10 protein-coding genes and 1 pseudogene are annotated in these 14,373 nt (G+C 39.5%); 5 read left to right on the plus strand and 6 right to left on the minus strand.

The window, feature by feature from the left end:
* The first annotated feature begins 2 nt into the window (after positions 1 to 2).
* The 5 genes from MS6x_RS18245 to MS6x_RS18265 all read left to right on the plus strand — a co-directional run bounded on the left by MS6x_RS18245 (position 3) and on the right by MS6x_RS18265 (position 6,164).
* Entirely contained in the window at positions 3 to 1,496 is a 1,494-nt protein-coding gene (locus MS6x_RS18245; RefSeq protein ID WP_482604109.1) for a DUF1501 domain-containing protein, read from the plus strand.
* On the plus strand, positions 1,496 to 2,530 hold the full coding sequence (locus MS6x_RS18250; RefSeq protein ID WP_482604111.1) for an NHL repeat-containing protein: 1,035 nt from the start codon (positions 1,496 to 1,498) through the stop codon (positions 2,528 to 2,530). The genes MS6x_RS18245 and MS6x_RS18250 overlap by 1 nt, the downstream gene beginning before the upstream one ends.
* On the plus strand, positions 2,530 to 3,339 hold the full coding sequence (locus MS6x_RS18255) for a chitobiase/beta-hexosaminidase C-terminal domain-containing protein (protein WP_482604112.1): 810 nt from the start codon (positions 2,530 to 2,532) through the stop codon (positions 3,337 to 3,339). The genes MS6x_RS18250 and MS6x_RS18255 overlap by 1 nt, the downstream gene beginning before the upstream one ends.
* A gap of 1 nt (position 3,340) precedes the next feature.
* On the plus strand, positions 3,341 to 5,401 hold the full coding sequence (locus tag MS6x_RS18260; protein WP_482604114.1) for a chitobiase/beta-hexosaminidase C-terminal domain-containing protein: 2,061 nt from the start codon (positions 3,341 to 3,343) through the stop codon (positions 5,399 to 5,401).
* An 82-nt stretch (positions 5,402 to 5,483) separates the two neighbouring features.
* On the plus strand, positions 5,484 to 6,164 hold the full coding sequence (locus tag MS6x_RS18265; protein ID WP_482604115.1) for a class I SAM-dependent methyltransferase: 681 nt from the start codon (positions 5,484 to 5,486) through the stop codon (positions 6,162 to 6,164).
* A 148-nt stretch (positions 6,165 to 6,312) separates the two neighbouring features.
* On the opposite strand, the gene MS6x_RS18270 is transcribed toward MS6x_RS18265, so the two are convergent.
* The 6 genes and pseudogenes from MS6x_RS18270 to MS6x_RS18295 form a co-directional block, all read right to left on the minus strand.
* Positions 6,313 to 7,950 carry a M1 family metallopeptidase gene (locus MS6x_RS18270; RefSeq protein WP_482604117.1) on the minus strand — a complete coding sequence of 546 codons (1,638 nt, stop codon included), beginning with the start codon at positions 7,948 to 7,950 and terminating at the stop codon, positions 6,313 to 6,315.
* A 430-nt stretch (positions 7,951 to 8,380) separates the two neighbouring features.
* Positions 8,381 to 9,138, minus strand: a pseudogene (gene ppk2, locus MS6x_RS18275) (polyphosphate kinase 2).
* Between the two features lie 90 nt (positions 9,139 to 9,228).
* Positions 9,229 to 10,077, minus strand: a complete 849-nt coding sequence (gene ppk2, locus MS6x_RS18280; RefSeq protein WP_482604119.1) for a polyphosphate kinase 2 — start codon at positions 10,075 to 10,077, stop codon at positions 9,229 to 9,231.
* Positions 10,078 to 10,284: 207 nt separating this feature from the next.
* Positions 10,285 to 11,616, minus strand: a complete 1,332-nt coding sequence (locus MS6x_RS18285; RefSeq protein WP_482604120.1) for a M28 family metallopeptidase — start codon at positions 11,614 to 11,616, stop codon at positions 10,285 to 10,287.
* 33 nt (positions 11,617 to 11,649) lie between these two features.
* Positions 11,650 to 12,816 carry an MFS transporter gene (locus tag MS6x_RS18290; protein WP_482604122.1) on the minus strand — a complete coding sequence of 389 codons (1,167 nt, stop codon included), beginning with the start codon at positions 12,814 to 12,816 and terminating at the stop codon, positions 11,650 to 11,652.
* 8 nt (positions 12,817 to 12,824) lie between these two features.
* Positions 12,825 to 14,351 (minus strand): nuclear transport factor 2 family protein, encoded by a 1,527-nt coding sequence (locus MS6x_RS18295; protein WP_482604124.1) that lies wholly within the window; start codon positions 14,349 to 14,351, stop codon positions 12,825 to 12,827.
* Between the last annotated feature and the right edge of the window lie 22 nt (positions 14,352 to 14,373).

Raw genomic sequence — 14,373 nt, forward strand, 5'->3', positions numbered from 1 at the left:
TTATGAGTGAAAAGAAAATTTTAGAGGACCGTTCACTTTTCCTAAATAGACGGTCTTTTTTGGGAAAAGCTGCACTAGGTGCAGGTTCTGTTGCCTTAGCCTCTCTTTTAGGAAATCAGTTTTTTAGGAAGGACGAAAACGGAATTATTACCAAGGCCAGTGATTTTGGTGGAAATAACGGGGTGATGAATGCACTACACCACGCTTCAAAAGCCAAAAGGGTCATCTACCTCTTTCAAAGTGGTGGGCCTTCACAATTGGAATTGTTCGATTATAAACCTACCCTTATCAAACGAAGGGGACAAGAATTACCGGATTCTATTCGACAGGGGCAACGCTTAACAGGAATGACTTCGGGTCAGTCCAGTTTTCCACTGGCCGGATCGGTATTCGATTTTAAGCAATATGGTCAGAATGGAACGTATATTAGTGATCTACTGCCCTATACCGCAAAAATGGTAGATGAACTTTGTATCGTAAAATCAATGTATACAGAGGCCATTAACCATGATCCCGCCGTTACTTTTTTTCAAACGGGTTCTCAACAACCTGGTCGCCCCAGTATGGGATCTTGGTTAAGCTATGGATTAGGTAGTGAAAATAAAAATCTACCAGCCTTTAGTGTTTTATTGTCCAGAGGTTCTGGAAGACCTAGTGGTCAGCCTTTATACACTCGGTTATGGGGTAATGGGTTTTTACATTCCCTACATCAAGGTGTTCAATTTAGAGCGGCAAAAGATCCGGTACTGTATTTAAACGATCCTAAGGGAGTTACTAAGGAAGGCAAAAGAGCTATTTTGGATAAACTGGCCGAAATGAACGATAAGCAATTCCAAGATTTTGGTAATCCGGAAATTCAGAGTAGAATAGCGCAGTACGAGATGGCCTATAAGATGCAAACTTCCGTGCCGGATGTAATGCGTACCGATGACGAGCCAGATTATATTTATAAAATGTACGGGGCAGATGCTAAAATTCCAGGGACATATGCCGCAAATTGCCTTTTAGCTAGAAGACTGGCAGAACAGGATGTTCGGTTTATACAATTGTACCATATGGGATGGGATCAACATGATAACCTTCCAGGAGCCATAGAAAAACAAGCTAAAGATGTAGATCAAGCTTCTGCTGCTTTGGTTGCAGATTTAAAACAACGTGGACTTTTAGAGGATACACTCGTTATTTGGGGCGGTGAATTCGGCAGAACTAATTATTCCCAAGGATTACTCACAGATACAAATTATGGTAGAGATCACCACCCAAGATGTTTTACCATGTGGATGGCCGGCGGCGGTATTAAACCAGGTATGGTATACGGCGAAACAGATGAGTTTGGCTATAACGTCGTAAAAGATCCTGTTCATGTACACGATTTTCAGGCTACCATGTTGCATTTACTTGGAATAGATCATGAAAAACTAACTTACAAGTATCAAGGTAGGAGGTTCCGGTTAACCGATGTGGAAGGTCATGTTTTAAATGATTTATTAGTATAATGGAGCGGCGTAAATTTATTAGAAACAGTAGTCTTTTTTCTGCTGGCATCGCTAGTGGGTTGGCACAGGCGAACTTGTTTGACGTTTATAAGGATACTATCATTGGACATAATTCGCATCAGTACAAAATCGACTTGCAATGGGGCGCATTGAATTCAAATTACTATCCTGTAAATGACTGCCATGAAATGGTTCAGGATTCGCAGGGTAGGATTCTATTGCTTACCAATCATGTTAAAAATAATGTCATTGTTTATGACCGTTCCGGTAAACTGCTTGAGGTCTGGGGAACAGATTATCCTGGTGCCCATGGACTCACACTACATGTTGAGAATGGAGAGGATATGCTCTATATCTCAGATAATAATCGGCACGAAGTCATAAAAACAAATCTAAAAGGTCAAGTAATTCAGGTATTCACTTATCCAAAGGAATCCGGTAAATACAAAACAAAAGAAAGTTATGTTCCCACAGAAACCGCAATAGCTCCAAACGGAGATGTTTATATTGCCGATGGTTACGGCGAACAATATATTATGCACTATAGTTCCAAAGGGGAACTTTTGAACGTGTTTGGAGGTAGAGGAAAAGAAGACCATCTTTTTAACAATGCACACGGTATTTGTTTGGACACTAGGGATGCAACTAATCCTACCTTATTAATTACTGCACGACAGCAGAATAAGTTAAAAAGATTTACCCTTAATGGTGAATATATAAACACCATCGATTTACCTGGAGCATACATTTGTAGACCGGTTATACACGGTAAAGAGATTTACTTGGCCACGATTTGGTCTGGAGACGGATCTGAGGGAACCGGTTTTATTAGCATTCTCAACGAACAAAACCAATTGATATCGGCACCAGGTGGCTGCACTCCCATTTATAAAGATGGTGCGCTGAATCCAATGAGCCAGACCATCAAGGTGTTTCACCATCCGCATGATGTTTGTGTAGATGAGGAGGAAAACCTGTATGTGGCACAGTGGAATTCGGGAAAAACCTATCCCATTAAACTATATCGTGTGTAATGCGGAGTATCATTTATTCTATCTTAGGTTTTTCTATGCTTTTTTCGTCTTGTCAGGACAAGGAAGGTGTCATGTATGCAGATACACAATTATTTGAATTAGCGCCGCCTAGAATTGAGGTAGACTCCCTACTGTTTAACAATAGTGCTGAGATAACCGCCACTTTTGTTATGGACGGAGCAGAAATAAGATATACCATAGATGGAAGCGAAGTAACTCCCGAAGCCTTACTTTATACGAATCCCATAACCGTATCCCAACCAACTGCATTTAATTTTCGTTCTTTTCATTCGGATTATGTGCCTAGTAAAGAAACTGGTACGCGTTTGATACAAGTAAAACAAAATGTGTCTGCCGCCAAAGTGACGCTTACACCCCAGCCAGATGCTAACTACAAAGGTAGTGGTGCCAAAGGCTTGGTAGATTTGAGGAAAGGGACAACACAATTTAGGGGAGGCGATTATTGGATGGGTTTTCAAGGTAGGCAGATTAGGATTTTGTTGGATTTTGAAACCGAAACAACGATTTCTAATTTAATTGTAAGTTCCTTGAACGACCATGGCTCTTGGATTTTTCTACCTGAATCTATTCGTGTATTTGCGAATAAAAATGAAGAAATAGGAACGTTATCTTTGGTAGAACCTACAGCGGCAGAACCAAAAGGTATGTCGCTATTGGATGTCCCGGTAACTACTGGGGATTATAAAAGCATAGAAATACATATTGAGTTAATGGAAGCGATTCCGCAATGGCATCAGGGAAAAGGTACCGCGCCTTTCTTTTTTGTAGACGAAATCTTAGTAGAATAATATGACCTATTTGTTTATCAATATCGGTAATTTTCATCCAGTCGTAGTGCACATGCCTATTGGGATATTAATGTTTGCCTTTATTCTTGAAATATATCAACGTATAAAACCATCCGAAAATCTTGGAAAAAGTATTAAGCTTGCCCTAGGTTTTGGGGTATTAAGTGCTTTAACAGCCATTGGAACGGGGCTTTTGTTAGAAGAAAACGGCGCCTATGATGCCGATTTATTGTTTAGGCATAAATGGATGGCCATTTCACTTACGATAGTTTCCGTCATCATTTTCTTTGCTAAAGAGGCCAAACAGGCCCTTTTAGCAAAACTATATTTTCCATTGTTTATCGCCGTAAATGTTATGCTGATCTTGGCAGGGCATTGGGGCGGAAGTATGACCCATGGGGAAGATTTTCTTACCAAAGCTTATGCCACGGATAAAATCAGTATTTCAAATGTGGATGAGGCCATCGTGTATCAGGATATTATTCAACCTATTTTAGATACCAAGTGCGTAAGTTGTCACAACCCCAAAAAAGCGGAAGGAAACTTGCTTATGACTACCAGAGAAGAACTTCTTGCTGGCGGAGATACCGGTAGTCCTTTGGATACGGTTAGTGATTTTGGCAAGCCTTTAATAGCGCACCGTGTTGGGTTACCGGCAGAAGACGAGGAACATATGCCGCCTAATGGAAAAGTGCAGTTAACGCCCAATGAGATTGCGCTGTTAAACTGGTGGATGGAAAATAAAAATTGCTTTGAATGCAAAACAGCCGATTTAATTCGCAGCAAAAAAATTCAGGAATACTTGAACGAGTTGGAAGAAGATACCTCTACAAGGGGTGTTTTGGCGAAGTCATTAGAGCCTGTTCCCGAGGCATGGTTAGCCACAGTAAGAGCTACCGGAACGGGTATTTATCCATTAAAGGAAGAGAGTCCGTTATACATAGTTCACTTGGCGAACAAAAAGGATTTGACTGAAACATCGTTTGAGCTTTTAAGTGACTATTCCGAACATATCGTAGAGCTTAGTTTGGCCAATTCTAATTTTAGCGATTCCTTGGTTTCCATCCTGTCCGACTTTGAGAATTTGACGAAGTTACAGCTGCAGAATACGGCTATAACAGATAACGGCTTTAAAGAAGTAGCAAAATTGGAGCATTTAGAATCGTTGAACCTTTATGGAACAACAATAACTGATACTGCGCTTGAAGATATTAAAACCTTATCAAAGCTTACGGATGTGTACCTCTGGAAAACCGATATTACTACCGATGCTATGAATAGTTATTCGGTATCCAACCCAAATACGACAGTGCATAGGATAGACATGGATATGTTTGCCGCTACGGAGCTGTTGCCACCTACCATTATGGCAGATAACTTCTTTATCAAGGATAAAATGACGGTAGAAATAAGTTATCCATTTGATGATACTGGGATCTATTATACCTTGGACGGTAGTGAGCCGGACACGACTTCGATTAAATACACGACACCAATTACGATTTCCAATACAACAAATCTTAAAGCAATAACAGCCAAGGATGGCTGGGGCATAAGTGAGACCGCATTGGCGTATTTTAAGAAAAGTACTATTGAGTATACGAATGTGTCCTTAAATAAAGCTCCTGCTGAAAAGTATACGGGTGCTGGTGCCGCAATGTTAGGCGATTTACAAAGAGGTTCCACTAATTTTGTTGACGGCAAGTGGCTTGGTTATGAGGCAACTCATTTTAATGCTACGTTTGAATTGGATAAGCCACAAGAGATAAGCGCTGTTTCTGTTGGGGCTTTGTCTATACCCGGAAGCTATATATTTTTCCCTACAGGTTTCAGTGTTTCTGTTTCCCAGGATGGTAAACGATTTACTAAATTACATAACGAGAACCTTGGACCACAAAAACCGGATTCTAGTATTCAACTCAAATTTTTCGATGCTGAGTTTGCTAAAACAACCGCAAAGTATGTACGGGTAGAGGTGAAGAGTATTCTTAAAAACCCATCTTGGCACCAGAATCCTGGAGCCAATAGTTGGTTGTTTGTAGATGAAATTGTTATTAACTAATATTCTCGTTCTAGCGCATTTAGCATAGATTCGTTTTCCTAGTTTAACCATTCAGATTAAAGGGTACAAGACGAGCATAGTAGTGAAAAAAAAGGAAATCCATATTGATAGGAGAATAAAAAGACCCTGGCCAACGAAAGATGCGATGGAGCAAGTATATGCCATGAAACTTTGGGGTAGAAATTTGTCCTCCTTCTACTCTGGAGAAGGTTCCCATCTACCTGATATTGTAAATCCTTATGTATCTATTGTAACTAGCTTTTTAAGTTCTTTTGAAACACCATTAGTGGTTTGTGATTTAGGCTGTGGTGATTTTAATGTTGGAAAGCAATTAACAGCCCATACAAAAAAGTACATTGCAGTAGATATTGTAGCGGATTTGATTACTTTTAACCGGAAGACGTTTAAAGCCGAAAATCTAGAATTCCACTGTTTGGATATCGCTGTTGATGAATTACCAAAGGCAGACTGTGTTTTGGTTCGACAAGTCTTACAGCACCTATCCAATGCAGAAATAAAGCATATACTTCGCAAACTAGCAGATTTCAAGTACGTTATTCTAACAGAACACCTGCCGGAGGGAGTTTTTAAACCTAATGTTGATATTATCTCCGGACAAGGAATTCGATTAAAAAAGAAAAGTGGAGTACAGCTTTTAGAAGCTCCTTTCCAATTTAAGGTAAAAGAGGAAAAGCAGTTATCGGTCGTTCCTCTAAAAAAGGATAAAGGGCTTATTGTTACAACTTTGTACACGGTCTTTTAAGATGGCAATGTATTTAATCAGTAGATGTTGTTTGCGAAATGTAAAACGTGATGCTGTAACTTCTTCTAGCGTATAATATCTGAGTCTTTCAAGCTACCAACTATAAGCCTCTAACAATTTTTCTCATGATCATAAACGTGGATTAACGCTACAACTTTTTCACATTTACATAGAAATTCTTATCGACCTCAAAAGTATCCTCTCTGCTAAATTCAGATACTGTTTGCCATTTGTCAGTTGGATTAAGCCACACGTCCTTTTCGCTAATTAATACCCTCATGGGCATATCAAATCCTGCAATAACATTGGTGTACCGATATTTTAATTGTTGTCCGTCTATTTGGTATTCTAAAACAGGAATCATCGGAGAGCGCAGGTATTGGTCAAATACGGGTTGTAAATCTAAAGCGGACTTCTCTATTATATAGTTCTCTATCTGCGCTGTGGTTACCGTTTGGTGATAGAAATCTTTGTTCAATCCGCGTAGTATTTGTCGCCATTTTTCATCATCGTTTACCAATTGGCGTATGGTATGCAGCATATTGGAGCCTTTATAATACATATCCTTACTACCTTCTTGGTTTACATTGTAAGGACCTATAATAGGGATGTCGTTTATAATGTTCTGGCGTAGTCCAATTACATATTCTTCTGAGGCTTTGGTACCATAGTGGTAATCTAAGTACAGATTTTCGGAGTAGGAGGTAAAGCCTTCATGAACCCACATATCTGCAATATCTATGTTAGTGATGTTGTTGGCAAACCACTCATGACCAACTTCATGTATGATTATAAAATCGAACTTTAATCCCCAGCCACTACCAGAAAGGTCCCTACCTAAATACCCCTGTTGAAATTGATTTCCATAGGTAACAGAGCTTTGATGTTCCATACCCAAATACGGCACTTGGACTAGTTTAAAGCTGTCCTCGTAAAAAGGGTAAGGCCCAAACCAATGTTCAAAAGCAGCGAGTGTTTTTGGAGCATCTTTGAATTGTTTCTTGGCTTTTTCCAAATCATCGCGTAGTACCCAATAATCCATATCCAGTGCTCCTTTTTCACCATCATACGTTTCACCAAAATGTACGTAATCACCTATATTGACATTAACGCCATAGTTGTTTATAGGATTGGATACAAACCAATGGGAGGTATTGGTTTTTTTGTCCAGTTTTCGCAGCCTTCCATTGGCTACATTGGTCAATCCCTTGGGTACTTTTACACTAATGAGCATACTATCTACCTCATCGTACATATGGTCTTTGTTAGGCCACCAGACGCTAGCACCCAGACCTTGACAGGAAGTGGCTACAAAGTGTTTGCCGTTATTGTCCTTTTTCCAAGAAAATCCGCCGTCCCATGGGGCGCGAATGGCTTCCTTTGGGTTTCCCGAATAATGCACTATTATTTCATTAAAATCACCTTTGATCTGTTTTTTGATCAAGGTTACAAAATGAGCATTTCCGTTGGTAAGAATTGCTAACTCTTTGCCGTCTTGAGTGATCTTTTCTATTTGTAAGGGCTGTTGTAAATCAACCTGCAATACTTGTTGGCTTTCCAGGACCTTATAGCGAATGGTATTTTTTCCGGCAATATATTTATCGTCCGGTTTTACTTCTATATCCAAATGGTAATAATTAAGGTCCCACCAAGCCCGTTCTGGGGTAATGCTACCTCTAAGGGTATCTTGTTGCGTAAATATGTTTTTGTTTGTCCCCAGTTGTGCTTGTAAACTACCGTTAGCACAAATCAGGGAGAGAGCGATAAGCAAGATGTAATTTTTCATTATCGAAATATTTATGAAATTTCAGATTTCACTACCATCTTCTAAAAATACGCTTATTTCTAGAAATCGAACCATCTGTTTTTTTTGTGTTTTCCCTTTAGGTCTACAAAACCCATTCTATGTTTTGATTGGCTACTTAAATTGAGATGGCTACAGTGTTTAAGACATTTTTGGCAAAGAAAGTTCAATAGAGAAGCTCTAGAGCTTTAGCGGCGTAAAGTTGCAATAAGGCTGGTTTTACGAGTACGGCACCATAAATAATCGTTATGATACGAGCTTGGAAGGATAAGTAATTAAAATGGTTTAGGAACTAATTTATGAATCTTTTCACAAGGAGAAGTAGCAAATTTTTGCTCTTTTCTTTGCATGTTTAGTGGCAGTACATGCTTAACTGATTGTGCTCTAGTGAATTCAGAAACTGACTTTTATTTTATTTATAAGGTACCGTTTCTAAAATATGTGCTATGGCAGCTACACGTGCTGTAGATTTTTTGTCGGCTTCTATGATGTTCCAAGGAGCCAATTCGGTATTTGTTTCTTTAAACATCCGTTCTTTGTACTTGGTATATTCATCCCACAGTTCCTGAGCTTTTGCATCTACCGCTGTCATCTTCCAACGTTTCAATGGATTTTTTTTAATGTCCTTAAACCTTTTGTTTTGTTCTTTTTTAGTAATCGAAAAATAAAACTTTATGAGGTACGTATCCGATTCAATAAGCATCTTTTCAAAATAGTTTACGTGCTTCATAAAGATTTCATATTCCTTAGGTTCACAAAAACCGTTTACAGGTTCTACCACGGCTCTGTTGTACCAACTGCGGTCAAAAAAAACGATTTGGCCAGGATTAGGTAATTCATTTACATAGCGCTGAAAAACCATTGCTTTTTTTCATCGGGTGTTGGCTTGTTCAGTGCTTTAATACTAAAATGCCTAGGGTTAAGATATTCCGTAATTCTGCGAATAGCACCGCCCTTACCAGCAGCATCCCTACCTTCAAAAAGAATCACGAGTTTTTTGTCATTTTCAATAACCCATTGCTGTAGTTTTATGAGTTCTTCTTGCTGCTTTCTTACTTCGGTAATGTAATTAACTTCTTCTAGAGCTTGTGCTATATTTACTTTTTTATTGCTCAATAAGGTATGAAGGCCAATTTTTGAATTGAGTAAGGTAAGTTCTTCTTGTGTCATCGGTTTTGTGTACGTGGTTAAAACTGACTGTTATGGTTAGGATTTTTGTTGGGTTTTTTCCCTTAATGTAAACCTGCTGGTTTATAATTCTTAAATATCTATATGGTTCAAGCTGCGGTGATAGCGCATTATTACGTTAGGATCGGGTAAAATAGTGGTATTTGTAGCCCCTTTTCCTTCATAATCAAACTGGGACAATACATGGCGCATACTTTCTAATCGTGCTTCCTTTTTATCGTTAGTTTTTACGATTGTCCAAGGGCTAAAATTGGTATGGGTCTTATTGAACATCAGTTCTTTGTAATGAGTGTATTTATCCCAAAGTTCTTGTCCGAGCATGTCTACAGGGCTAAATTTCCATTGCTTCAAAGGATTTTGCAAACGAGATTCAAATCTTTTTTGTTGTTCTTCTTTAGAGATTGAAAACCAAAATTTTATAATTTTAACATTATCCTCATACAAAAGGTGCTCAAATTCAGATACCTGGTTCATAAACTGGTTGTATTCGTCTTTAGTACAAAAATCCATGACGGGTTCTACCACCGCCCTGTTATACCAACTACGGTCAAAAAAAACAATTTCACCAGGATTGGGAAGTACCTTGATATAGCGCCTAAAATACCATTGTCCACGTTCCATTTCGGTAGGTTTTGTTAACGCGACCACTCTAGAGGTTCTTGGGTTAAGATGTTCCTTGAACCGTTTTATTGAGCCTCCCTTGCCAGCAGCATCTCTTCCTTCAAAAATAATTGCAACACGCATGTTATTTTGGGCTATCCACTTTTGAAGGTTTACGAACTCTGTCTGTAGTGTACGAAGTTCGGCTTCATATTGTAATTTTTTTATAGTGCTGCCTATAGCTATATTGTTCTTTTTTGCAATGGCTATAAGTTCCTTTCTGCTTTTTGCTCCTTGTAGTTGTTTTGCTGTAAATGACATAGGTTTATGTAAATGGATAAAAGGATAAAACTTTAAAACTGAAGATGGATAATTTACTTTCTTGACTTACTGTAACTTAATAAAGAATCCCAAGTATATATATCCAACGGTAGAAAAACTATTCGTTCCTATACCTAAAGGAAAATATTAGACCTCATTATAGTACTTTAATCATAAATAAGTTAATCTCCGCTACTTGACATTAAATTACCTAAAAACTGCATTGGGAAACACTACCTGGCTCTCAAAACCACTAGCGCCAACTGCTGAAACCCCGAAAAAGTAGTTGTCTATTACGATGCCGGTTAAGGTAAATTCATTTACATCGCCTACGTAGCGGTTGTTATCCCATGTAGGGGAGGTGGTATCCCTCCAATAGATTTTGTAACCTACAGCGCCTTCAACTTTACTCCATTTAAACTTGGCCGAAGGTTCTACGATACCGCCAATTTCGACCGTTTTCGGTGTGGGAGGTGCCCATGCCAAGGACGCCATGTTAATGGCGTTGACGGCAGTTAATTTTGCCGCATAGTCAAAATCTACATGCTCTAATACATCGCCATAGGCAATACCATCCTCCACTCGAATATCTTGATGCTGTTGGGTGTAATTTTCGTGTGCCTCCATAATACGGATGCCCGCAAAACCAGCATCGTTAAAAGGTCTATGGTGTCCACCTCTGCCAAAACGGTCTAGTCGATAAATCATCATGGGATTCATTTCTGGCATATAGGTTTTGGTGGTTTTGTGCACATAACGTGCCAGTTGTCTGGAAATACCATCAATTTCACCGCCATAAAAACGTCTGGCGTTACGTTCCTTTTCTGTTTCTGTTGGTGGTACGGGCTCGGAGAAAATTCGAAAATCGGTGCTGCTGGTAATACCATCTACACCAGTTATATTGCCAATCATATCATTATTGAAAATACCAATGATTTCCCAGCCTTGTTTTTTGGCATAGGCAGCAATTCCGCCACCACCAAAAAGGCCTTGCTCTTCGCCGGAAAGTCCCATATAGATGATGCTATTCTCGAATTTATAGTTAGAAAGTACTCGCGCTGCTTCTATAGCTCCGGCCATACCGCTTGCATTGTCATTGGCCCCTGGAGAATCGTCCGTAAAATTAGTTGGGTCGCTAACGCGTGAATCGATATCCCCGCTCATGATGATAAACCTATTTGGATATTTTGTTCCTCTCTGAATCGCCAATACGTTTACGATTTCTACATCTTTTATAATTCGGGAATTCGCTCCTTTTTTTACCAAATCTTTTTGGAACATCACATCTAAGCAATTATTGCAGGCTGAAGATGTTTTTTCAAATTCCGATTTTATCCACCTTCGCGCAGCACCTATGCCTCTGGTTTGTGATATGGTGTCGCTTAAGGTATGCCGTGTACCAAAATTGGCAAGGGTAGTAATGTCATTTTCTATTCGTTCTGCAGAAACAGCTTCAATTATGTCATAGATGCGTTGGTCCGTTTGGGCAGAAATTGTAAAGCAACAAAGTAATAAAACTAGTATTATATTTTTTTTCATTTTCATTTTATTTGGGATACAATGTATAAAAAATTAATCGATTTTATGTCCCGATAACTGCCATAATCCTACTAAGGGACCAAGGCCTAGAACTAAAAAGCAATAGTGGGGAGGCAACATTGTTGTTAAGCTACTCAGTAATTGTATGCTACCGATGGTTATTGCAAAGCCTATACAGTTGACCAGGGTAAGTCCCGTTCCCTTCACTTCTGGAGGAGCTGCTGTGGCCACCAAGTTGGAGAATTGTGGTGAATCTGCGGTTACGGCCATGCCCCATAAACACCAGCCGCCTATAAACAATCCAGTGCAAGATTGGAACAACAGGGGAGAGGTGAAGCAACAAATACCTGATAGTAGCAGTGACCAGAAAGCTACTTTTTTACTGCCATAACGTTGAGATAGCAATCCGCCTAATGTACATGATACCGCTCCAAGGGTAATCACAATGCCTGTCCAAATCGATACTGAAATCTGGTTACCGGTTAGGTGATTAAAACTTTGTATCGCAAAAGGCGTAAAGGCCCAAAATGCATAGAGCTCCCACATGTGACCAAAATAGCCGAAAGCCGCGCGTCTAAAATTATTAATTTTAAACAGTCGGAATCCAGCCGATAATTGCAATTGCATACTTTTTTTTCTATACGGGCCATTGGGTACGAACGTAATTAGCAGAAATCCTCCTGTTGCGGTAAGAATTGAGGTACTTGTAATAATCAGTAAAGGATTCTTCCCTAAATCCACTCCGTTGAGCATAAAAGGGAAAGCGGTTCCCAAGACCAGGGCACCGACTAGAAATCCTAAAGCTTTACCCAAACCTTTTTCATAGTAGTCTGCTGCAATTTTCATTCCTACAGGATAAATTCCCGCCAGAAAAAACCCTGTACCGAAACGTGCCAATAACAAGCTCCATGTTGTAATGGCATCCGTTAGCAAATACAAGTTGCATAAGGCAGCCAGTAAGGCGCAAATTAGGAATACTTTGGAAGGGGAGAAACGGTCGGCCAACATGAACAGCGCAAAAACCAAGGTTCCGGTAATAAAACCGAATTGCACGGATGAGAGGACGTAACCCACGAGTTCCGAACCTAGTCCTGTTTTGGAAATGAGATCGTCAACAATCGTGTTTCCTGCAAACCAAGGGGATGTGCAAGCGAATTGCGAAAGGATAATGACCGGAAGTATGTGGGATTTTTGTTTCAATGTTGCTATTATCGAACAAAGGTAACCTTGGAAATTTTTCCGTTAGCTACTTCGTAAATTGCAACCGCGCTAAATTTACTTCCATTTGCGGTAACTTCTTCTTGATCGATAACCATATTTCCGATAACGATGCGGTTACTTATAGCTGCATGTAAATCCGGAGTTGACTCAAACATACCACCATATCCTTCCCGCATGGCATCTAAACCATCTGTATTAAGGGTGCCGGGAAAATTGTATAGTTTAACATCGTTGGTATAGGTAGCTAAAAAACTTTCGATATCCCTAGCATTATAGGCGTCTAATTGTTTTTGCACGATAGGTTCGGGATTTGCGGCTTTTGGTTTATCGAAAATAAATGTCATGCGCTCTATTTTACTATTATTCACGTCATAGAGTGCCACTTGCATCTGAATTTGGTCGGTGCTGGTTACTTTTTCAAGATCAATTACCTTATTTCCAATCATTATTCGATTTACTACCGTTACATCATACTGCTTGTTGGCAGGTGATAGACCACCATATATTTCTCGCATTTTTATATGACCTTCATACCAAGTCTTATCCGGGAAATAGCTAACGACAACATCCTCTGAATAACAATTCACAAAGGCATCTAAATCTGCAGCATTGTAGGAATCGACCTGTTTTTGAACAATTTTGTCGGGACTGGGTTCTGCTACGATGGCCAATTTTTTACCATTTGGGCTCACTGCAATACGGGACATTTTGTACAGGGTGGAAGGGCCAAACTCATGTAACAACTCCCAAGTTTTAGTCGTATCCGCTTTTGCAAGAAACAACCCGTTATTGTCGCCGGCTAGAAGTTGATTTTTTGTTAGCCAAGCTACATCTTCTTTACCCTGACCTATATATTGCAAGGTTTCTATGGCTTTCGATGCAGCGTTCAGTGATTTAATCGCGGTCGTTACACCGGCTTTACTGATATAACTTACCAAATCGCTATTGGGAATCTTATGCAAAGATCTGCCAACATTTTTTTCTACAGTGTAATTTGTTCCTTCTTTTATATTGCAAACCACTAAATCCATCCGGTTTTCCTTCAAGACGGTACATACAAGAATATGTTTGTTGTACCAAACATGATAGCCGACCTTCAAATTATTAAGCAGTTCTTCTGATTTGCCGGTTTTTAAATCATACTGATACAATCTTTGTAGACCATCAGCGTCCAATCGAATAGCCGATACCGCCTCTTTTCCGGGAATTTTTAAAGGGGAGTATTCACTGCCGTTAGGAGTATTCGAAATCCATGTTTTGGTATCCTTGCTAATTGAATACAGGGCAATATCGGTCTGACCGTTTCTGGTGGAAGAAAATAGGATATGATCCTCATCTAAAAACGAAGGTTGATTGTCATAACCTTCGTTGTTCGTAATATTGATGGTTGTACCCAAGGTCGTTCCGTTTTCGTTGGATACTATATCCACCAGATATATTTCCGTTTCTTGCTGTGCCAACATAAAAAGTGGTGTGAGACTCGCAATTAATAGACGGAGGGCAGTTGGTTTCATAAGGATGAAATTTGTAATTAAG

Source organism: Maribacter sp. MS6 (genome assembly GCF_056839185.1).